The organism is Nonomuraea sp. K271 (genome assembly GCF_009908215.1).
GTDB lineage: Bacteria > Actinomycetota > Actinomycetes > Streptosporangiales > Streptosporangiaceae > Nonomuraea > Nonomuraea longispora.
The window spans coordinates 1-19,213 of the sequence record NZ_JAAAHR010000177.1; the positions used below are offsets into that span (position 1 = coordinate 1).

Consider the following 19,213-nt stretch of genomic DNA (forward strand, 5'->3'; position numbering starts at 1 on the left):
CCTCCGCCTCCGTGACGACGGTGGGGCGCGCAGCGCTGGGGGCTGTCGCGCCGGTGCTCGCCCTGTCGGGGAGCCGCTCGCCGATCACCGCCCGCCAGATCGACACGGCCGAGCGTGCGGGGTGGCGGGTGTTCGCCGACCTGTCAGGTCCCGCCGGCCTCGTCGAACAGGTGGAGGAGAGCCTGCGCGACGGCCGGCACACCATCGTCGAGTCGACCCGCGGACCGGCCAGGGACCCGGACGGCATCGGGACGTCACTCGGCCGGCTGGCCGCGGCCATGGTGCGTGCCGGGCTGGTACGGCGGCTGGTGGTCGCTGGCGGCGACACCTCGGGGGAGGTCGTCGCGGCGCTCGGCGCCCGGTCGCTGGACGTGGTCGCCTCACCGGCCGCCGGCGCGCCGGTGTGCGTGCTGGCCTCGGACGATCCGGCGGTGGACGGGCTCCAGGTGGCGTTGAAGGGCGGCCAGGTGGGCGGGGACGACTATTTCCTGCGCGCCGCCGCCGGTCACCGCGAGCGGCCTAATGACTGTCGCTGATCACCGACACCTTCGTGAAGTCACCCGAGGCGAGGTCCGTCTCGTGAAGGGTGAAGTAGAGCCGGCCCTGGTCTCCCCAGCACCAGCCGAGACTCTCGTCGGAATCCACCTGGAGCAGCAGCCTCTGTTCGCGGGTGAAGCCGTCGGGTTTGAGATCCTGCAGAGGCAGGGGCCTTGTGCAGCGGCCGTCCGTCTGCCGGAGATGGACAGTGGTCCAGACCTGATTCCAGCCCGAGCCGCTCCCATGCGGCTTCCAACGCGGAGAGCCGATCCTGGATTTGGCCGGCCGGACGACGGTGGCGTTACCCGTCAGCGGGCTCGGGCAGGGTACGCGCCAGCGCGTCGGCCACCAGGGCCGGCCAGGAAAGGGGACGTGGCAGGAGATGCTATTCGACGTCGGTGACGACGCTGAGCTCACCGTCCGCCGTCCAGCCCAGGGCTTCGACCCGGCGGCTGATCGGTATGCCGGCCATGGCCCAACGGTCAGGTCCGTCGACGGAACGGCGGCGGACCCGCACGGGACGACCGTCGCGGGTGACGGGTGTCCCGAGCGTGACCGTGACGGTGTGGACCTCCTCGGTGCCGCGCGTGGCCTCCGCTCCGGCCTCCACGACCCAGACCTTCAGCCCCGCCACTGGCCGTCTTCTCCCTGGTGATCGATTCGGCCGATGACACCGTACATATCAGGTCAAGCGGCGACTGGGTAGGGGAGCGGGCTGCTCGCGGCGGCGGTGTCCTGTGCGCACTTGTCCTCGTGCACCATCGCATTCGCAAAGGCGATGTGGATCAGCTTGCGCGATCGTCAAATAGTGTCCGGATTCTGTGACATTTGCCCCTGATGCGGCGCTGTACAGCGGATCTTGGGAGGGGGTGTTTCCGCAGGTGAAGCCGGCGGTCCGACGGTGCCCGAGGAGGGGTCGCCGACTAATGCGCTTGACCTGACCGTTACGCCGAACGGTTTCTGCCCGTTACATTTTTACATATATTCTGCGCTCTGATCGCCATCTCGGCGTCAAGTGGATTTCACCACGCGAGATGGGTTTACGTTGCGAGGGCGCCTCTCCGGTCGGAAGTCCGCGCCCACGGTCAGCGCGAACGGAGAGTAATGGGCAAGTACCTGCTCCGCAGGTTGGCAATAAACGTGATCTTGGTCGCCCTGGCGGCCAGTCTGGCGTACATGCTCGCGGCCACCACCATGAACCCGCGGGGGGCGTACGAAGGTCGCCAGCCACCGGTGGCAGAGGCGGTCATCGACGCGACGCTCGATGAGTACAACCTGAACGACAAGACCCCGGTGCTCGTCCGTTACGGCACGTGGGCCAAGGGCGTCGTCACCGGAGACTTCGGCCGCACGTGGAACGGCGGCTCGGTCAACAACGAGATGGGCCGGCGGATCATGGTCAGCCTACGGCTGCTGCTCATCGGCACGCTGGTCGGTTTCGCCGTCGGTGTGGCGCTGGGCGCGATCTCGGCGGTGAAGCAGTACAAACTCACCGACCGGTTCATCGGGGTCAGCTCCTTCGTGATCATGGCCGTTCCGGTGTTCGTGCTGGCCACTCTGCTCGCGATCGCGACGTACAACCTGAACAGAGGACTGGGGTTCTCGCTCATCGAGTACACCGGTGAGTACAACCCCCGGTTGTCCGGCTTCGACCAGTTCCTCAACCGGCTGAACCACCTGATCCTGCCGACGATCTCGCTCAGCCTGGGCCTGATCGCCTTCTACAGCCGCATCCAGCGCAACATGATGCTCGACGTGCTCAACCAGGACTTCGTCCGCACCGCCATGGCCAAGGGGCTGAGACGCAGGACGGCGCTGACCAAACACGCGCTGCGCACCGCGCTGATCCCCGCCGCCACCTACTTCGCCTTCGCGTTCGGGACGATGTTCACCGGTGCCACCTTCACCGAGAAGATCTTCGCCTGGCACGGCATGGGCGCCTGGCTGGTTGACTCGATCAACCAGAACGACGTCAACTCCGTCGCCGCGGTGACCTTCTTCACCGCCGTCTGTGTGTTGTTCGCCGCCTTCCTGTCGGACCTGCTGGTGGCGGCCCTCGATCCTCGGGTGCGGGTGAGCTGACATGCGATCGAAAGTCGTCCTGCGGCGCCTGCTCCGCAACAAGCAGGCCCGTTATGGCTCCATCGCCCTGATCGTGCTGGTGGCCATGGCCTACCTCGGGCCGTTCGTCGGCCCGTACGACTGGACCGACAAGGACTTCCTGGCCTTCCTGTCGCCCCCCGGCGGCGACCACTGGTGGGGCACCACCACGATCGGCCAGGACATGTACGCGGTCACGCTCCGCGGCATGCAGAAGTCGATCCTCATCGGCCTGCTCGTGGCGCTCATCTCCACAGGGCTCGCCGCGATCGTGGGCGCGTTCGCCGGATATTTCGGCGGCTGGGTGGACAAGACGCTCATGTGGGGTGTGGACCTGCTGCTGGTCCTGCCGAGCTTCCTGATCATCGCCATCATCTCGCCGCGGCTGCGGGAGGGCGCCTCCTGGCTCTGGTTCGTGGCGCTGCTCGCCGCGTTCTCCTGGATGATCACCTCCAGGGTGGTGCGCAGCATGACGCTCTCGCTCCGCGAGCGGGAGTACGTGCAGGCCGCCGTCTACATGGGCATCCCCCGCTGGAAGATCATCTTCAGGCACATCGTGCCCAACCTGTCCTCGTTGCTGATCATCGATGCCACGCTCAACGTCAGCGGCGCGATCATCGGCGAGGCCGCGCTGTCCTTCTTCGGCTTCGGCATCCAGCCGCCGGACGTCTCGCTCGGCACGCTGATCGCGGAGGGTTCCCGCAACGCCACCGGCTACCCCTGGCTGTTCGCCTTCCCCGCGGGCCTGCTGGTGCTGCTCGTGCTCAGCGTGAACATGATCGGCGACGGCCTGCGTGACGCACTCGACCCGGGGAGCAACTCGTGAGCATCTTGGAGGTCAGGGACCTCACCGTCACCTTCCCCGGCGGCATCCAGGCCGTGCGCGGCGTCAGCTACGAGGTCGAGCGCGGCGAGGTGCTCGGCATCGTCGGCGAGTCCGGCTCGGGCAAGTCCGTCACCTCTCTCGCCGTCATGGGCCTGCTGCCGACGAACGCCGTGGTCAGCGGCTCGGTCAAGCTGCACGGCCGGGAACTGCTCGGCATGAAGGAAGACGAGCAGATCAAGGTACGCGGCAAGACGATCAGCATGATCTTCCAGGATCCGCTGTCGGCGTTCACGCCCGTCTACACCATCGGCGACCAGATCGCCGAGGCCGTCCGCGTCCACCAGAACGTGGGCAAGGACAAGGCCGCCAAGCGCGCCGTCGAACTGCTCGACCTGGTCGGCATCCCCAACCCGGGCCTGCGGGCCAAGGCGTTCCCGCACGAGTTCTCCGGCGGCATGCGGCAGCGCGCCATGATCGCCATGGCCATCGCCAACGACCCCGACCTGCTCATCTGCGACGAGCCCACCACGGCGCTCGACGTGACCATCCAGGCCCAGGTGCTGGAGGTGCTGAAGACCGCCCAGCAGGAGACCGGTGCCGGCATCGTGATGATCACCCACGACCTGGGCGTCATCGCCGGCATGGCCGACCGGGTGGTCGTCATGTACGCGGGCCGCCCGGTCGAGCAGGGCCCCGTGGACGACATCTACTACCGGCCGCGGATGCCGTACACGATGGGTCTGCTCGCCTCGATCCCCAGGATCGACGGCGAGGAGGGCCCGCTCGTGCCCATCGACGGCAACCCGCCGTCGCCGGCGTCGCTGCCGCCCGGCTGCCCCTTCGCGCCGCGCTGCCCGATGAAGGTGGACATGTGCGACGACGAGGAGCCGCCGCTGACGCCGTTCGGCAGCGGCCGCCACGTGGCGTGCATCCGTTCGCACGAGATCGAGCACAAGGGCCTGACCGGGGCGGACGTGTTCCCGGTGCCGGTCATCCCGCCCAACGAGGCGGTCAGGGTGCCGCGTGCCGAGCGCCCCGCCGTGCTCGAACTCGACGCCATGACCAAGCACTATCCGCTGCTGAAGGGCGCCATCGTCAAGCGCCGCGTCGGCACCGTCTACGCCGTCGACGGCATCAGCTTCGACATCGCGCAGGGCGAGACACTGGCCCTGGTCGGCGAGTCCGGCTGCGGCAAGACCACCACCCTGCAGCAGATCATGCAGTTGCAGCCGCCGGAGGGCGGCCGGGTCGTGGTGCTCGGCAAGGACAGCGCCACACTCGACAAGGCGGGCCGTAGAAGCCTCCGCGGCGACCTGCAGATCGTCTTCCAGGACCCGATGGCCGCGCTCGACCCGCGCATGCCGGTCGGCGACATCATCGCCGAGCCGCTGCGGGCGCACGGCGAGAAGGACGTGCGCGCCAAGGTCGAGGAGCTGCTGGTACTCGTCGGGCTCGCCGCCGAGCACGCCGAGCGCTATCCCCAGCAGTTCTCCGGCGGCCAGCGGCAGCGCATCGGCATCGCCCGCGCGCTCGCGCTGGAGCCGAAACTGCTGGTGCTGGACGAGCCGGTCTCCGCGCTCGACGTGTCCATCCAGGCAGGCGTGATCAACCTGTTGGACGAGCTGAAGAGCAGGCTCGGCCTGTCCTACCTGTTCGTGGCGCACGACCTGGCCGTGGTCAGGCACCTCGCCGACCGCGTGGCCGTCATGTACCTGGGCAAGATCGCCGAGATCGGTACGGTCGAGAACGTCTACGACCGTCCGGCGCACCCGTACACGCAGGCTCTGCTGTCGGCGATCCCGCTGCCCGACCCCGAGATGGAACGCACCCGCAAGCGGATCCTGCTCGAAGGCGACCTGCCCAGCCCGGCCGACCCGCCGTCCGGATGCAGGTTCCGCACCCGCTGCCCCAAATTCGCCGTGCTCAGCGCGGCGGAGCAGCGGCGGTGCGTGGACGAGGAACCCTCGGTTGCCCGGCTGGCGAACGTCGTCGACCACGGCGCCGCCTGTCACTACGCGGAGGAAGTCGAGGTCATCACGGCCTCGGACAATCAGGAGGAAGAGTGAAGGTTCGATACCGTGCGGCCGCAGGGCTGACGCTCCTGGCCATGGCCGTCGCGGCCTGCGGTGGCGGCGGCGAGACCAACCAACCGAACGCCGAGCAGTCGAAGCAGGCTCAGCAGCAGATGTCGGAGACCCCCGCCGTCAGCGTCAACCCCGTCCCGTACGAGCAGGTCAAGGACGGCGGCACGCTGACCCTCCCTGTCGGCCAGTGGCCGAGCCAGTGGAACGGCAACCACGTGGACGGCAACCAGGCCGACACCGCGCAGATGCTCGACACGATCATGCCGATGCTGATGGTCTCCGACGAAGAGGCCAACTTCACGGCAAACCCTGACTACCTGACCGACGTGAAGAACGAGACGTTGGACGGCAAGCAGGTCGTCACCTACACGCTCAACGAGAAGGCCACCTGGTCCGACGGCACGCCGATGACGTGGGAGGACCTCGAGGCCGCGTGGAAGGCCAACAACGGCGAGAACAAGAAGTTCAAGCCGGCCTCCACGGACGGCTGGGAGCGGATCGAGTCGGTGAAGAAGGGCGACAGCGACAAGGTTGCGATCATCACCTTCTCCAAGCCGTTCCCCGAGTGGCAGGGCCTGTTCTCCCGGTCGCCGCACCTCATGCCGGCCAAGCACATGAAGTCGCCTGAGGCGTACGACAAGGACTACCTGCAGAAGATCCCGGTCACCGCGGGCCCCTTCAAGGTCGAGAAGATCGACGAGGGCACCAAGACGCTCACCGTCGTGCGTGACGACAAGTGGTGGGGCAAGAAGGCCAAGCTCGACAAGGTCATCTTCCGGACGATCGAGACCCCTGCGGCGCAGGTCAACGCCTTCGCCAACGGCGAGCTCGACATGGTGGAGATCCCGCCGGGCAGCCCCGCGGACCTGAAGCGTGCCAAGGAAGTCCAGAACGTCGACATCCGCAAGGCGCTCAGCCCCAACTGGCGGCACATCACCGTCAACAACCAGAGCGAGTTCTTGAAGGACAAGAACGTCCGGCACGCGGTCGCGTACGCGATCAACCGGGACGTGATCACGCAGTCCGACCTGAAGGACATGGACTGGCCGCTGCAGACGCTCGGCAACCACGTGTTCATGAACAACCACAAGGGCTACGTCGACAACTCCGGCGACCTCGGCAAGTACAACGTGGAGAAGGCCAAGCAGCTGCTCGACGCGGCCGGCTGGAAGCAGGAGGCAGAGGGCCAGCTCCGCAAGAAGGACGGCAAGGAGATGACGCTGAGCTTCGTCGTCCCGGCGGGCGTGCCGTATGCGAAGACGGAGGGCGAGCTCACCCAGGCCATGCTCAAGGAGGCGGGCATCGGCCTGACCATCCGGCCGGTCCCCGATGACAAGTTCTTCACCGACTTCATCATCAAGGGTGACTTCGACCTGGTGCCGTTCTCCTGGATCGGCACGCCGCTCCCGATCGGGAGCCTGGCGCAGATCTACAAGACCGGCTCCGAGAGCAACTTCCCGAAGGCCAGCGACCCGGCCGTGGACGAGGCCATCGAGGCCGCGGTGAGCGAGACGGACCCGGCCAAGGCCATCGAGCTGGCCAACGCCGCCGACAAGCTCATCTGGGACATGGTGCACACGATCCCGCTGTACCAGCGCCCTGACATCCAGGCGGCCAAGAAGACCCTCGCCAACCTCGGCGCCGAGGGCTACAAGTTCTACGACTGGACCGCGGTCGGCTTCACCGGCTGATCCTCGCGCACGACCGAACCCCCGGCAGGGCCTGCCCCGCCGGGGGTTTCGCGTGTCCGCGGAGCCGGTTGGCCCGCTCTGCGGCCATCGGGTAGGGTCGTGCCTTGAATCGGTGCTTTCGGTCGATACGAAGGCATGGTGGTGTGGCGAGCGCCCGGAGGCGTCGCCGGAGGAGCAGGAAGGAGCGAGGAGCGTATGACCGCCCGCTGGGTGGCTGCCGTGAGCAGCATTCGTTCCTCTGCCCGCCCGGGCTCCCTGGGAGCCGGTCACCACAGCTGAGCCGGGTCGTCGCGTGTCGTCACGCGAGCCCCCGCCTGTGCGCCGGCGTGGGAGTCCTCCCTCTGAGAAGGGCTTCTCTGTTGTTCGGTCCATCCCTGTTCGCGGATGCGACGACGCCCACCTCACCCTGCCCGCCGCATACGACTGGAGCACACGCATGACCGACGACCTCACCCTGCGCGCCGAGACACCCGGTGACGAGACGGCGATCAGGGCCGTGACCACGGCCGCCTTCGGCAAGCCGGAGGAGGCCGACCTCGTCGAGGCGCTGCGCCGCGACCCGGCCTGGATCCCCGCCCTGTCCCGGGTGGCGGTCACCGGCGGCCGCGTCGTCGCCCACGCCCTGCTCACCCGCTGCCACGTCGGCGAGACACCCGCGCTCGCCCTGGGCCCGGTCGCGGTCGCGCCCGAGGTGCAGCGCCAGGGGCTCGGCACGCTGGTCGTCGAGGACGCGCTGCGGGAGGCGCGGGAACGCGGCGGAAGCGCCGTGGCCGTGCTCGGGCACCCCGCGTACTATCCGCGCTTCGGCTTCACCACCGCCTCCCGCCACGGCATCGGCGTCGCCTTCGACGTGCCCGACGAGGCGTTGATGGCCATGTCGCTGGACGGCGAGCCGCTGCCGTCCGGCACGATCCGCTACGCGCCTCCGTTCGGCGTCTGACGACAACCGCGGGCGTCACCGTCCACGGCGGTGGCGCCTGCAGGATCAGCGCCGGAACTCGCGCAGCGTGGTCGGTGGCCGGCCGCCGTAGCGTTCGATGCTCTCCGTGACGCGGTAGAGCGGGTGGTCGCCCGGCCCGATGAGGCGGAAGATCGCCCACAGGTGGGTCAGGTGCTCGACGGTGTACGGGTCGCCGTACTTCTTCATGGCCCTGGCCTTCCACTCCTCGGGCGGCACGTCCGCGTACGGCAGCCCGAAGGCGTCGGCCACCTCGCCGATCGTCGCCATCTGCCCCGTCACCAGGCACACCGGGTCGGCGGGCACCGGGTCGAGGAGCAGCCCCGCGGCCACCCTGGCCACGTCGGCGCCGGCGACCAGGGGGATGCGCGTGTCGGGCGGACCGAGCGGGAGCGCCAGCCGGTCGCCGTCGGCTGCCACGGCCAGGTTCTCGAAGAACACTGCGGCCCGCAGGTGCACCGCGCCCACGCCGGCCCGGTCGAGGACCTGCTCGGCCACCCAGTGCCGGCGCATGCGGGGCGTCAGCGCCTCGGGTGAGGCGTCCAGCTGCGACACGTCGACGACCCGGTCCAGCCCTTCCTCCCTGGCCGCCGCCGCCAGCACGGCCGTGGCGTCCAGCAGGCCCGCCGTCACCGGGTAGGTGAGGAACGCCCGGCGCACGCCGCGCACGGCCGGGCGTACGGAGGTGATCTCCCGCAGGTCGCCCACCACCACCTCCGCGCCGCGCTCGCGCAGCGCGTCGGCTCGGTGGTCGTCGGAGTGCACGAACGCCCGCACCTGCGCGCCGCGCTCCAGCAGCAGCTCGGCGACGTGCCGGCCGGTCGATCCCTGCGGCCCGCCGGCCGCGCCCGTGACGAGGATCATCGCTCCTCCGGCAGGGTCAGGGTGAACAGGCCGAGCCGCTCCAGGTCGCGCAGGAACGGTCCGGCGGGGAACGCCTCGGCCGGGCCGTACACGCCGGGGGAGCTGGGGCCGTCGCCGTCGGCCAGGCGTACGGCGGCCTCCACGGACGTCAGCGCGCTCATCCGCCACAGGTCACGGCCGCTCGCCTGCCCGGCGCGGCCCCCGTCCGCGGTGATCACCTGCGTGGCCACGGTGAAGTCGGAGCCCGCCCTGGCGGCGGCATCGGCGTGCTCGCTGGTGAACACCTGCTCCTCCTGGAACGTGTGTGCCGTGAGCTGCGCCTCGACCTGCCGCGCCGGCACGTGCCTGGGCACGGTCAGCACCTCGGAGAACGGGACGGGCGCGATCATTGTGCGCGGGCCCAGCGGCGGGGGGAACGGGAAGACGGCGTTGCGCGGCTCGACGTAGCCGATGTGCTGGGCGCCGTCCGTGTAGGTGATCCGCCGGGTGTCGGCGAACAGCAGCTCCGCGGTGCTCTTGGCGCCCGTGGTCAGCCGCCAGCCGCTCACCGCGTACGCGGTGATCACCCGGTCGATGTCCGTCATGCCCGCCGACACGGCGCCGGCGAGCAGGTCGCCCAGGCCGCCGTAGAAGCTCATGGCGGTGACCATGGTGATGCCCGCCCGGCGGGCCGGCCCGGACATGGCGTCCAACATCCACTTCGTGTGGTGCTGCTCCAGGGCGTGGTCCACGTAGTGGCACCCGCCCTCCGCCGCGGCGGTGGCGACGGGTGCGCCGGTGTGCGTGAACGGGCCCGCGCAGTGGATCAGCACGGCCGCCTGCTCGGCGAGCCGGCGTAACGCGCCCGGGTCGTCGAGCGTGGCCCGGTGCACGCGCGCGCCTCCGAGCTCGTCGGACAGGGCCTTCAGCGCGCCCTCGTCGCGCCCGGCCAGGACGACCCGGCGGCCGCGGGCGTGGAGCTCGGCCGCCACCAGGCGCCCGGTGTGACCGGTGGCGCCGTAGACGGCGATGTGCTGCGGTGCGGACACGGCTCGCCTCCATGTTCCATACTGTGAGTACGTAACTAGGCCTCGAAGTTACGTACCGCGAGTATGTACGTCAAGGGGAGAACGATGACCGGCCGCACGCAGGCAGAGCGCTCGGACGAGACGACGGGCAGGCTGGTGCGGGCCGCGCGCCGGTTGTTCGGCGCGCGGGGATACGCGCCCACGTCGATCGACGCGGTGGCCGCCGCGGCCGGCGTCACCAAGGGAGCCGCCTACCACCACTTCGGCGGCAAGGTCGCGTTGTTCCGCGCCGCGTTCGTACGCGAGCTGGAGGAGGTCTCCGCCGCGCTGGTTCGGGCGGCGGGCCAGGAGCACGAGCCAATGGAGGCGCTGCGGCGCGGGTGCCGCACCTTCCTGGAGCACTGCCTCGACCCGGGGTTCCGCCAGATCGTGCTGCTGGACGCGCCGTCGGTGCTGAGCTGGGAGACCGTCAGGGCGATCGAGCACGATCACCTGCTGCGGGTCCTGCACGACGGACTGCGCGTTGCGGTCGCGGGCGGCCAGGCCGCGGACGGCGATCTGCCCGTCCGGGCCCGGCTCGTCTTCGGGGCCCTGTGCGAGGGCGGGATGTTGCTGGCTCGCTCCCAGGACCCGGCGGCCGACCTGCCGCGGCTAGCCGCGGAGGCCGACCGTTTCCTGGAGGCGCTCAGGCGCTGATCAGCCGTGCGAGTCGGTGACGGAGCCCTTGACGGTGGTCCGGCAGGAGGGGCCGTTCGGGCCGTCGAAGCGGACGGAGTCGAAGAAGTCGCGGAAGTCGACGTAGAAGTTGCCCTGGTCGCGCGGGCTGGTCACCGCGGAGCAGCCGCCGTAGCCGGCCTCGGAGAACAGGTGGATCCACGAGTCGGTACGGTTCCAGTCGGACTTGGCGCGATCGGCCATGCCCAGCGCGGCGAGGTCGGGGGTGTCGGCGTTGATCTCGATGAGGTCGCCCGTGCCGTCGAGGCCGGAGAACATGCAGTAATAACCGTCACGGCACCGGTCGTACCCGTCGGCGGCCTGGGCCGGGGTGGCGAGCGCGGCCAGAGCGGCGGCGGCGATCGGTAAGGCCAGCATGTGAAGCTTCTTGCCCAACGTTCCTCCATGATTGAAACTTTCTTTCGCTCCGAACATACATGGCGCGATCTTGTCAGGAAAGGGGTCGATCGACTCCGCTTCGCGACCGGCCGCAGGGAAGCCTGACGATCACTCGCAGCCCGGCCCTCGTCGCGCGGCGCGACGCTGAGCGTGCCTCCTTGCCGCTCGCGGGGCTCTTCCTCATCCCTCGGTACGGGTGCCGGCGGCGCGGACGGCCCGGGCGCGGGCCGCGAGCGCAGCGTACCCCTCGGCGGGAGCGTCCAGGCCCACCACGAACCCGGCGGTGCCGGCGTCGGCCCAGCCGCAGACCCGCCGCCACGTGCCGGCCAGCTTTCTGGTGGCGCACCACAGGGCGCCCTCCCGCCCGCCTGGGTCGAGCCGCTGGACGTCCGTCCCGAGCGCCTGCCGGAGGAGTCGGGGAGGGCTCTGCACGGTCCCCTCGCCGCCGAGCACGAAGTACGCGGGCCTCGTCTCGCCGTCGCGCGCGTACGTTGCGGCGGCGTGCGTGTCGAGGTGCCTCCGGGCCGCCTCGGTGAAGGCGGAGGCCATGCCGCCGATCAGGCCGGCGTCGTCGCGGCGCACCAGATCGCCCGCGCGGTCCGGCAGCGCGAACGCCGTGCGGCCGCCGGCGGCGCCGACGTACCACACCAGCCCGCCGACGATGAGGCCCGGCAGCACGACCACGAGCACGACGGGGAGCAGGACACCCAGCCTTCGAGGCTGTGACGGTCCGGTCACCGGGGTCTCCGGCACCACGTCGAGCAGCGCCCCCACCAGCCCGGCCAGGTCGCGCGTGGCCACCTCGACGGCCGACCCGCCGGCCAGCAGCAGGGGATGGGTGCTGACGCCGAACGGCGCGGCGAAGGCCCCGCCCAACGGCTTTCCCGACCATCGCGCCTGCCTGGCCAACAGGCGCAGCCGCGGCCACGGAAGGTCGGGCAGCGGCTCCAGCCGTGCCCGCAGTCCGGGCAGGTCGCGGGCCAGGAGGTAGAGGTGGTCGCGGCTCAGCCGGCCGACCGGTAAGCGGTGCCGGCCCACCCGCAACTCGGTCCGGGTGACGACGATGCGCCCGAAGTGGCGTACGGACCACATGGTCAGCAGCGCCACCCACGCCGGGATGCCCCAGACGAGCGCGTAGCCCAGCGCGTCGACGACGAACGGCACGTCGCCGCGGGCGGGCTTGACGATGGGCATGACGACGGCCAGCGCGGCCAGCGCCGCCCAGCACAGCGCGAGCGGCCACCACGGCAGGACGTTCCATCGGTAGACGGTGTCGCCGTGTCCCATCCGCCCGCGCCTCCTTACCGCAGGGTCACCTGTAGCCGTCGAGCGTAGTGGGCGTCGAGTAGCGGTCGGCGTCGTCGCGGTCGACCGCGGCTCGCTCGGCGCCGGCGTTCGTCACGCTGGAGTCCCAGACCTGTGCCGCCTGGTCCACCGCGCTCACGAACTCCGCCTCCTCGCGTGCCCTGACGGGATCGCCCCAGATCGAGTCGGCGGAAACGGCGGAGAAACCACCGCAGGTCTAAACCTATCGCCATAGGCCGGACCAGGGCGTCTGAATACCAGACGTGGACACCGTCCCGGCCGCTCAAGGGGAAAGGATCTCGCTTGTGGATCGTGTGAAGATGACCGGCCTGGCAGGTCTGGCCTGCGCGACGCTGACGCTGAGCGTCGCGACACCCGCTACCGCGGCCGACGCGGACCGGGCACGGCTCGGCGACGTGCAGAAGGCTCTGACAGAGCTGGCAAAGAGCCCTGAAGTGGTCGGCGCGATCGGCGCCGTCTACATCGACGGCAAGAAGGTCGACAAGGGCTCGGCCGGCACCCGCCTCCTGAACGACAAGGGTGGCAAGATTCCCGCCGGCGCCCGTTTCAGGGCCGGATCCCAGACCAAGGCCATGACCCAGGTCGTCATCATGAAGCTGGTCACCGAGGGCAAGCTCTCTCTGGACGACAAGCTCAGCGACCTGCTGCCCGAGGTGGCGGAGAAGGACCTGGTGGAGCGGGCCGACGAGATCACCGTGGAGCAGATGATCCACCACACCTCGGGCATCCCCAACTGGTTCACCCCCGAGCTGATCGACTACCTGGACTTCACCACGTACATTCCGCCGATGGAGCTGGTCAAGAGGTCGCGCACCGTGGCGCGCACCCAGGAACCAGGGGAGAAGTTCTCCTACTCCAACACCAACTACTACCTTCTCGGACTGATCATCGAAGACCTCACCGATCACTCGGTGGCCGCGGAGTTCGAGCGGCGGATCTTCGACCCCCTGCACATGGATGACACCTACCTGCCGGTCACGTTCCCCGGTCGCATCAAGGGCCCGCACGGGCACAGCTACTACCCCGACGAGAACGGCAAGCTGCACGACGTCGACCGCTTCAACATGAGCTACGGCTACGCGGCCGGAGGGGTGATCTCCACCACCGACGACCTGAGCGCCTTCCACCTGGCGCTCGGCAAGGACCTGCTGACGAAGGAGGAGAAGGACGCACTGAACGCCGGCCGGCCGGCCCCGCCTCCCTCAGAAGAGCCCTCCGACAAGGGCGTCTGCGGGGGCGGATTCGGCGCCGTGGCGGGCAGCGCACCCAGTTTCAAGGCCATCACCTACGGTTCGCGTGACACGGGTGTGCAGTTCGTCGTGTCCGTAACGCTTGGTACGGCCCACAGCGATCCCGCCGTCGAGCCCATGATCAAGAAGGCGGCGGAAGCAGTTCTCTGCCCCGGGAAATAGCACGTCCGCGCCGCTGCCCGCGTCACCGAACACGGCGTCGCCGAACAGGGCCTCCACGCCGAACCCTGAACCCTCCAGGCCGCCGCCTACCGCTGAGCCGGCGGCAGGGCGGAGGATGACGTTTGCGTCCTGCTGGGCACGGAAAGGATGGACGATCGTGATTCGGGTGTTGCTGGCGGAGGACATGGAGCTCATCCGCGGGGCCATCGTCGCGCTGATGGGGTTGGAGAGCGATCTGACGGTGGTCGCCGAGGTGGCCTCGGGGGAGGCGGCGGTGGCGGCGGCCCTGGAGCACCGGCCGGATGTGGCGGTGCTCGACGTGCACATGCCCGGTGAGCTCGACGGGCTCGCCGCGGCCGGTGTGCTGGCCGAGCGGCTGCCCGAGTGCCGGGTGCTGATCCTCACGTCGCTGGGGCGGCCGGAGACGTTGCGGCAGGCGCTGGCGTCCCAGGCCAGCGGGTTCATGCTCAAGGACGCGCCCCCCGCGCAACTGGCGGAGGCGATCCGCAGGGTGGTCGCGGGGGAGCGCGTGCTCGACCCGGATCTCGCCGCACAGACGATCATGAGCAGGCCCAACCCCCTGAGCGAACGGGAGATCATGGTGCTGCGGATGGCGGCCGACGGCCTGGAGACCGCGCAGATCGCCTCGACGCTCTACCTATCGAAGGGCACGGTGCGCAACTACCTGGGGGCGATCGTCACCAAACTAAGTGCCCGTAACCGGCTCGACGCCGTCCGCATCGCGACCGAAGCCGGTTGGTTGTAGGACGAGAAGCTCATATCCTCCGTCAACACGGGAGGCGCGCAGGGTGCCGCCGTGGGCGCTCACGCGCTGGGTCAGGTTGCGCAGGCCCTGTCCGGGCGGAGCGGCGTCGGGGCCGGTGACGCCGTCGTTGGCGATCCGCAGGCGTGCGGTGGCGTCACGCGCGGTGAGCTCGATGCGACAGGTCCGGGCACGGCTGTGGCGCAGGACGTTCGTGACCGCCTCGCGCAGCACCGTGGCCAGCAGCGCGTCGACTTCGGGCGGCAGCTCGACCGCGGGATCGGCGTGGACGCCCGCTCCCGCGGTGGACAGCACCTCACGGGCGGAGGCCAGCTCGGTCGCCAGCGACAACGGCCGGCCGCTGTCGCGGGGAATGGCCGCAACGTCGGCGAGGGCACGTTCGGCGATGCGGGTGATGTCGGCGAGTTGCTCGGCGCTCCGCTCAGGCATCCGGACGGCCAGCTCTCCCTTCACCACGATGGCCGACAGACTGTAGCCGAGCAGGTCGTGCACGTCGCGCGCGATGCGGCGGCGCTCCCGCTCCACTGCGATCCCGGCCAGCGCCAGGCGGGCCTGGCGCACCTGGACGACCATGTCGGTGTGCAGGGCCAGGCCATGGAACATGACCGCGATGGCGAGCGCGTTGAACGTCCAGTAGAGGTTGTCCACCGGAGCGATGCCGCGTAGTGCCATCACGACGGAGGCAGCCGCCAGCACGGCGCCGACCACGGGGAAGGCCGCCCAGCGGGTCCACAGGATGAGAAGGGAGCCCGCGGCATAGCCGATCAGCTGCGGGTAGGGACGGTCAGGGAAGAACAGCGGTGCCAGGGCGAGGGCAAGTTGCAGCGGAAGCGTCCATCCCGCGTGCGCGGGCCGGACCCCGGGCGGCCGGGGCCATGAGTGGCGCAGTTGCAGGCCCGTGACCCCGGCCAGGATCAGCAGAGCGGGGGCCAGGACGCCGGGTGGCAGCGCCGCACGCCACAGGAACACCGCGGAGACGATCAAAAAGCCCAGGTGCACGGTCACCAGGATGGGCAGCGCGAGCCGGGGTGTGAGGTCGTCGAAGGGCGGCTGAGCCGGGGCCGGCGGAGTCTGCCGGGCGCGGGCGGCTGCCCGGCGGGCCAGGGCGACGATCTCGCTGGTGCGCCCCTGCGCCGCCAGGGCGGTGATGGCCGACAGGCTGGAGCCCAGGACGCTCTCGAACTCGCGTGAGGCCCGCTCACGCTCTTCGGCGACCGAGGCCTCGGCCAGTTCGTGGCGGGCGGCGTGCAGTTCGGCGCGCAGGTCGTTCAGCCGGGTGACGCCGAACACCACCAGCCCCTGCGTGAGCGCGTTCACCATGGCGTTCACGCAGGTGTAGGCGTCGGCCGTGTTGAGCAGGCCGGTGACGGCCACAACGGCTCCCGTCAGCACCCAGCGCGCAGGGCCGCGCGCGATCAGGAGCACGGAGGCGGTGAGCAGCCCGGGAGCGCCCTGCCCGGCCCACACGAACAGCAAGGCCTGCGCGACCAGGGTCCATGGACCGACCAGGCGGCGCGGGCGGGGCAGGCTGTGCACGACCTGAAGGATGACCATGACGATCGCGGGAACGCCGGGCAGCGGTGCCAGCGGGTCGAACGCCACACCCGCCAGGACCACCAGGATGATCACCACAGCGGAGAATCATACCTAAATGTACGGATCGTGCGTTTCGCCGGAAGCATCGGTGTCCCTGACACTGGTCCGGTATCACCCCAGGTCGGCAGGGTTGTGGTCATGAAAGTGCACCTGATCCGCATCTGGGCCACGGTACTGGCCGGCGCCGTGATCCTCACAGCAAGCCCGGCCACGGCATCCGCAAGGCCGGTCACGCCGGAGACCGACCTGCCGGGACTGGCCGAGATGGTCGACCGCATCGTATCGGGGCAACTGGCCGAGAGCCGCATTCCCGGCGCGGCCGTCGTCGTGGTCGCCGGTGGGCGTACGGTTCTCGCCAAGGGATACGGTGTCGCCGACGTGGCCACACGCCGGCCGGTCGACCCCCGGCGCACCGGCTTCTTCACCGGATCGCTCGCCAAGCTGTTCACCGCCACGGCCGCGCTGCAACTCGTGGACACCGGCAAGCTCGACCTGCGGGCGGACGTCAACAAATACCTGACCACGTTCAAGATCGAGGATTCCTACCCGGGGCGACCGGTCACCCTGGAACACCTCCTGACCTACACGGCCGGCTTCGACGACGATGTCGTCGGGCTCGCCGAGGCCGATCCGAAGGACGTCGGCTCCCTGGCGGGCAGCCTTGCCGACCGGCAACCGCGCCGGGTACGCCCGCCCGGCACGCGCGTCGCCTACGACAACTACGGTCTGGCGCTGGCCGGCCACCTCGTGGAGGCCGCCTCAGGGCAATCGTTCTCCAAGTACGTCGAGCAGCACGTGCTCAAGCCGCTCGGCATGAACGCCACCACCCTGGCCGTGCCGCACGCCGCGACACTCGACGCCCACCTCGCCGGCGCCTACCGCCCGAGCGAGGGCGGCTACGCCGCCGTCAAGGGCCAGTACGGCCCTTGGGCCCCTGCCGGAACCGGCCCCGTCTCCACCCCCGCCGACATGGGCCGCTTCATGCTCGCCCAGCTCAGCGGCGATCCCCGGTTGGGCAAGAACGTCGCCCGCCGCCTTCAGGAGCAGCACTACGCCCAGGACCCACGCATCCCGGGCATGGGGTACACCTTCGAGCAGCGCTCGCACAACGGTCACCGGATCGTCTACAAGGACGGCGAGGTGACCGGCCACCACAACGTCATGGGTCTGCTTCCGGAGCAGGACCTCGGGATCTACGTCGTCTACAACGGCGACGGCGTCGGCGGCCAGGCCGGCTGGAACGGCCAGAGCCTCGTCAAACGCATCATCGACCAGTATCTGCCCGCGAAATCGGCCAGCGCGAAAGCCGTCTCCGGCGGGGACGTGACCCGCTACGCCGGCACCTACCGCTCCACTCGCACCAGCCGGACCAGCCTCATGAAGGTCAGCTCGCTGTTCGCCACGATGGGCGTCCAGGCCAACGCCGACGGCACTCTCACCACCACCGGTCTGTCGCCGGACCCGGAGAAGACGACCCAGCACTGGACACCGATCGGGCAGGGTCTCTTCCAAGAGCGCGATGGCCAGGCGAAGATCGCCTTCGACGACGAGGGCACGCTGTCGACCTCGATGAACCCGTCCGAGGCGCTGGAGAAGCTGGCCTGGGCCGACGAGCCGATGCCGCACACGATCCTGCTGGGCCTGAGTGCCCTGGTGTTCGTGCTCGCCTTCCTCGCCCTGCCGGTGAGCACCTTGGTCCGGGTCCTGCGCAGGCGTTCCCGTGCCGGCGCCCGGTCTCAGCCGGCCGGTGCCCGTGCCGCCCGACTGCTGGCCTGGATCACCGCCGCGCTGGTGACCGTCTTCGTCGGCGGGATCGCCATGACCATGTCCGATCCGAACGTGGTCATCGAGTTGACCGTTCTCTACGCGCCCCGGCTGGCCGCGCTGCCGATCGTCGCCACGGCCGGGCTCGTGCTCAGCGTCCTGGTCGCCGGCTACGCGGTGGCGGCCTGGGTGAAGGGCTGGTGGGGCCGGCCGGGCCGGCTGGGCTACACGGCGCTCGCACTGGCCGGTGTGGTGTTCTTCAAGATCGCCATGACGTACAACCTGCTCGCCCTGCCGTTCCCGACGAACTGACGACCGAGGTTCTCATGGCCGCGTTCCGCACGACGCGCTTCTCATGCCGGGCCGGACACCCGGTGCGCACCAGGCACTCCTTACGGTGGTTCCGCGCTCAGCCGACGGTGACGTCGAGAAAGATGGGCTTCTTGCCGGCGAGCAGCGGGGTGCCGTCGTCGTCGGTCATCTTCCAGAAGATCTTGCAGCGGCCGGGGGAGTCGGCGGCGCGCACACGTACCTTGATGTCGACCGTCTCGCCGGGCAGCACCGGTCCGATCCCGACCCGTTCCGGCGCCTTGCACGGAGTGTCGTTCATGCGGGTCAGGTAGCGATCCTGCCACGGGACGGTGCCCGCGTTGCGGATGCGCCAGACCTTGTCGAAGGCGGCGCCCTGCTTCACCACGCTGCCGTCGGGGTAGGTCACGTCACCTTCGAAGACGGAGTCGTCGCGCGGCGAGACGCTCTGCGCCGGGGTGGGCCGGCTCGTCGGGGGTCCGTTCCCGTCGCCCTCTCCGAGCAGCGGCAGCACCCAGCCGAGCAGGATGGCGGCGACCCCGACCACGCCGGTCGCCGCGGTGAGCACGGTCGCCTTCCCCACCGGCGGCCTACGGCGAGCGCCCTGCCGCGCTCCGGAGGACGTTTCGGGACCGCCGGACGGTGCCGGGCCGACGGATGCCGCGGAACCACCGGGCCGTGAGGATCCGTCCGGTTGAGACGCCTCGCCGGGCTGGGGCGATCCCGGTTGGGAAGCCCCGCCGGGTTGGGAGGAGCCGGGTTGGGAGGAGCCGGGTTGGGACGAGTCGGCGAGCTGGGGCGAACCGGTCTGCGACGAGCCGTCGGGCTGTGGGGAGGGAGCG

The 19,213-nt window shown here is 70.0% G+C and carries 19 protein-coding genes; 10 read left to right on the plus strand and 9 right to left on the minus strand.

From position 1 onward, the window contains the following. On the plus strand, positions 1-536 hold a 536-nt coding region (locus tag GUY59_RS39105), incomplete at its 5' end, for a nucleotide-binding domain containing protein (RefSeq protein ID WP_236667928.1). Here GUY59_RS39105 and GUY59_RS51560 read toward each other — a convergent pair. Both GUY59_RS51560 and GUY59_RS39115 read right to left on the minus strand, forming a co-directional pair. After that, positions 520-954: a DUF1963 domain-containing protein gene (locus GUY59_RS51560; RefSeq protein ID WP_354534034.1), complete on the minus strand. Its 435-nt coding sequence runs from the start codon at positions 952-954 to the stop codon at positions 520-522. The two genes, GUY59_RS39105 and GUY59_RS51560, sit on opposite strands and share 17 nt — an antisense overlap. Further along, positions 923-1,171 (minus strand): trypco2 family protein, encoded by a 249-nt coding sequence (locus GUY59_RS39115; protein WP_138206564.1) that lies wholly within the window; start codon positions 1,169-1,171, stop codon positions 923-925. Before GUY59_RS39115 ends, GUY59_RS51560 begins: the two co-directional genes overlap by 32 nt. A gap of 470 nt (positions 1,172-1,641) precedes the next feature. On the opposite strand from GUY59_RS39115, the gene GUY59_RS39120 reads away from it, so the two are divergent. The 5 genes from GUY59_RS39120 to GUY59_RS39140 all read left to right on the plus strand — a co-directional run bounded on the left by GUY59_RS39120 (position 1,642) and on the right by GUY59_RS39140 (position 8,178). Further along, complete coding sequence (locus tag GUY59_RS39120; RefSeq protein ID WP_132333879.1) at positions 1,642-2,619, plus strand: ABC transporter permease; 978 nt, start codon at positions 1,642-1,644, stop codon at positions 2,617-2,619. Between the two features lies 1 nt (position 2,620). Next, positions 2,621-3,463 carry an ABC transporter permease gene (locus tag GUY59_RS39125; protein WP_138206566.1) on the plus strand — a complete coding sequence of 281 codons (843 nt, stop codon included), beginning with the start codon at positions 2,621-2,623 and terminating at the stop codon, positions 3,461-3,463. Beyond that, a complete protein-coding gene (locus GUY59_RS39130) occupies positions 3,460-5,529 on the plus strand; it encodes an ABC transporter ATP-binding protein (protein WP_138206568.1) in 2,070 nt (689 codons plus the stop codon). The genes GUY59_RS39125 and GUY59_RS39130 overlap by 4 nt, the downstream gene beginning before the upstream one ends. Beyond that, positions 5,526-7,238 carry an ABC transporter family substrate-binding protein gene (locus tag GUY59_RS39135; protein ID WP_138206570.1) on the plus strand — a complete coding sequence of 571 codons (1,713 nt, stop codon included), beginning with the start codon at positions 5,526-5,528 and terminating at the stop codon, positions 7,236-7,238. Before GUY59_RS39130 ends, GUY59_RS39135 begins: the two co-directional genes overlap by 4 nt. 436 nt (positions 7,239-7,674) lie before the next feature. After that, a complete protein-coding gene (locus GUY59_RS39140; protein WP_138206572.1) occupies positions 7,675-8,178 on the plus strand; it encodes a GNAT family N-acetyltransferase in 504 nt (167 codons plus the stop codon). Between the two features lie 45 nt (positions 8,179-8,223). Here the strand turns inward: GUY59_RS39140 and GUY59_RS39145 are convergent, their stop codons facing one another. Both GUY59_RS39145 and GUY59_RS39150 read right to left on the minus strand, forming a co-directional pair. Then, positions 8,224-9,060 (minus strand): NAD(P)H-binding protein, encoded by an 837-nt coding sequence (locus GUY59_RS39145; protein ID WP_138206574.1) that lies wholly within the window; start codon positions 9,058-9,060, stop codon positions 8,224-8,226. Continuing rightward, complete coding sequence (locus GUY59_RS39150; RefSeq protein ID WP_201761868.1) at positions 9,057-10,088, minus strand: saccharopine dehydrogenase NADP-binding domain-containing protein; 1,032 nt, start codon at positions 10,086-10,088, stop codon at positions 9,057-9,059. The genes GUY59_RS39145 and GUY59_RS39150 overlap by 4 nt, the downstream gene beginning before the upstream one ends. A gap of 84 nt (positions 10,089-10,172) precedes the next feature. Between GUY59_RS39150 and GUY59_RS39155 the strand changes: the two genes are divergently transcribed. Beyond that, positions 10,173-10,763, plus strand: coding sequence for a TetR/AcrR family transcriptional regulator (locus tag GUY59_RS39155; RefSeq protein ID WP_161714933.1), 591 nt, complete (start codon positions 10,173-10,175; stop codon positions 10,761-10,763). Here the strand turns inward: GUY59_RS39155 and GUY59_RS39160 are convergent, their stop codons facing one another. The 3 genes from GUY59_RS39160 to GUY59_RS50275 form a co-directional block, all read right to left on the minus strand. Then, positions 10,764-11,159: a peptidase inhibitor family I36 protein gene (locus tag GUY59_RS39160; RefSeq protein ID WP_236667929.1), complete on the minus strand. Its 396-nt coding sequence runs from the start codon at positions 11,157-11,159 to the stop codon at positions 10,764-10,766. A gap of 201 nt (positions 11,160-11,360) precedes the next feature. Next, positions 11,361-12,467 (minus strand): hypothetical protein, encoded by a 1,107-nt coding sequence (locus GUY59_RS39165; RefSeq protein WP_138206576.1) that lies wholly within the window; start codon positions 12,465-12,467, stop codon positions 11,361-11,363. 25 nt (positions 12,468-12,492) lie between these two features. After that, positions 12,493-12,624, minus strand: a complete 132-nt coding sequence (locus GUY59_RS50275; protein ID WP_269129040.1) for a hypothetical protein — start codon at positions 12,622-12,624, stop codon at positions 12,493-12,495. A gap of 166 nt (positions 12,625-12,790) precedes the next feature. On the opposite strand from GUY59_RS50275, the gene GUY59_RS39170 reads away from it, so the two are divergent. Both GUY59_RS39170 and GUY59_RS39175 read left to right on the plus strand, forming a co-directional pair. After that, a complete protein-coding gene (locus GUY59_RS39170) occupies positions 12,791-13,918 on the plus strand; it encodes a serine hydrolase domain-containing protein (RefSeq protein ID WP_138206578.1) in 1,128 nt (375 codons plus the stop codon). Positions 13,919-14,075: 157 nt separating this feature from the next. Beyond that, positions 14,076-14,684: a response regulator transcription factor gene (locus GUY59_RS39175; RefSeq protein WP_132333889.1), complete on the plus strand. Its 609-nt coding sequence runs from the start codon at positions 14,076-14,078 to the stop codon at positions 14,682-14,684. Here GUY59_RS39175 and GUY59_RS51035 read toward each other — a convergent pair. After that, entirely contained in the window at positions 14,625-16,334 is a 1,710-nt protein-coding gene (locus tag GUY59_RS51035) for a sensor histidine kinase (protein ID WP_138206580.1), read from the minus strand. The genes GUY59_RS39175 and GUY59_RS51035 overlap by 60 nt on opposite strands. Positions 16,335-16,436: 102 nt before the next feature. On the opposite strand from GUY59_RS51035, the gene GUY59_RS39185 reads away from it, so the two are divergent. Next, on the plus strand, positions 16,437-18,374 hold the full coding sequence (locus GUY59_RS39185) for a serine hydrolase domain-containing protein (RefSeq protein ID WP_138206582.1): 1,938 nt from the start codon (positions 16,437-16,439) through the stop codon (positions 18,372-18,374). A gap of 97 nt (positions 18,375-18,471) precedes the next feature. Here GUY59_RS39185 and GUY59_RS39190 read toward each other — a convergent pair whose 3' ends face one another. Then, entirely contained in the window at positions 18,472-18,939 is a 468-nt protein-coding gene (locus GUY59_RS39190; RefSeq protein WP_161714934.1) for an NBR1-Ig-like domain-containing protein, read from the minus strand. Positions 18,940-19,213 lie beyond the last annotated feature (274 nt).

Bases quoted from the DNA above. Each gene is read 5' to 3' on its own strand.
- GUY59_RS39185 (WP_138206582.1), top strand. From the start codon at position 16,437: ATGAAAGTGCACCTGATCCGCATCTGGGCCACGGTACTGGCCGGCGCC.
- GUY59_RS39140 (WP_138206572.1), top strand. From the start codon at position 7,675: ATGACCGACGACCTCACCCTGCGCGCCGAGACACCCGGTGACGAGACG.
- GUY59_RS39125 (WP_138206566.1), top strand. From the start codon at position 2,621: ATGCGATCGAAAGTCGTCCTGCGGCGCCTGCTCCGCAACAAGCAGGCC.
- GUY59_RS39145 (WP_138206574.1), bottom strand. From the start codon at position 9,060: ATGATCCTCGTCACGGGCGCGGCCGGCGGGCCGCAGGGATCGACCGGC.
- GUY59_RS39155 (WP_161714933.1), top strand. From the start codon at position 10,173: ATGACCGGCCGCACGCAGGCAGAGCGCTCGGACGAGACGACGGGCAGG.
- GUY59_RS39160 (WP_236667929.1), bottom strand. From the start codon at position 11,159: ATGCTGGCCTTACCGATCGCCGCCGCCGCTCTGGCCGCGCTCGCCACC.
- GUY59_RS39120 (WP_132333879.1), top strand. From the start codon at position 1,642: ATGGGCAAGTACCTGCTCCGCAGGTTGGCAATAAACGTGATCTTGGTC.
- GUY59_RS39165 (WP_138206576.1), bottom strand. From the start codon at position 12,467: ATGGGACACGGCGACACCGTCTACCGATGGAACGTCCTGCCGTGGTGG.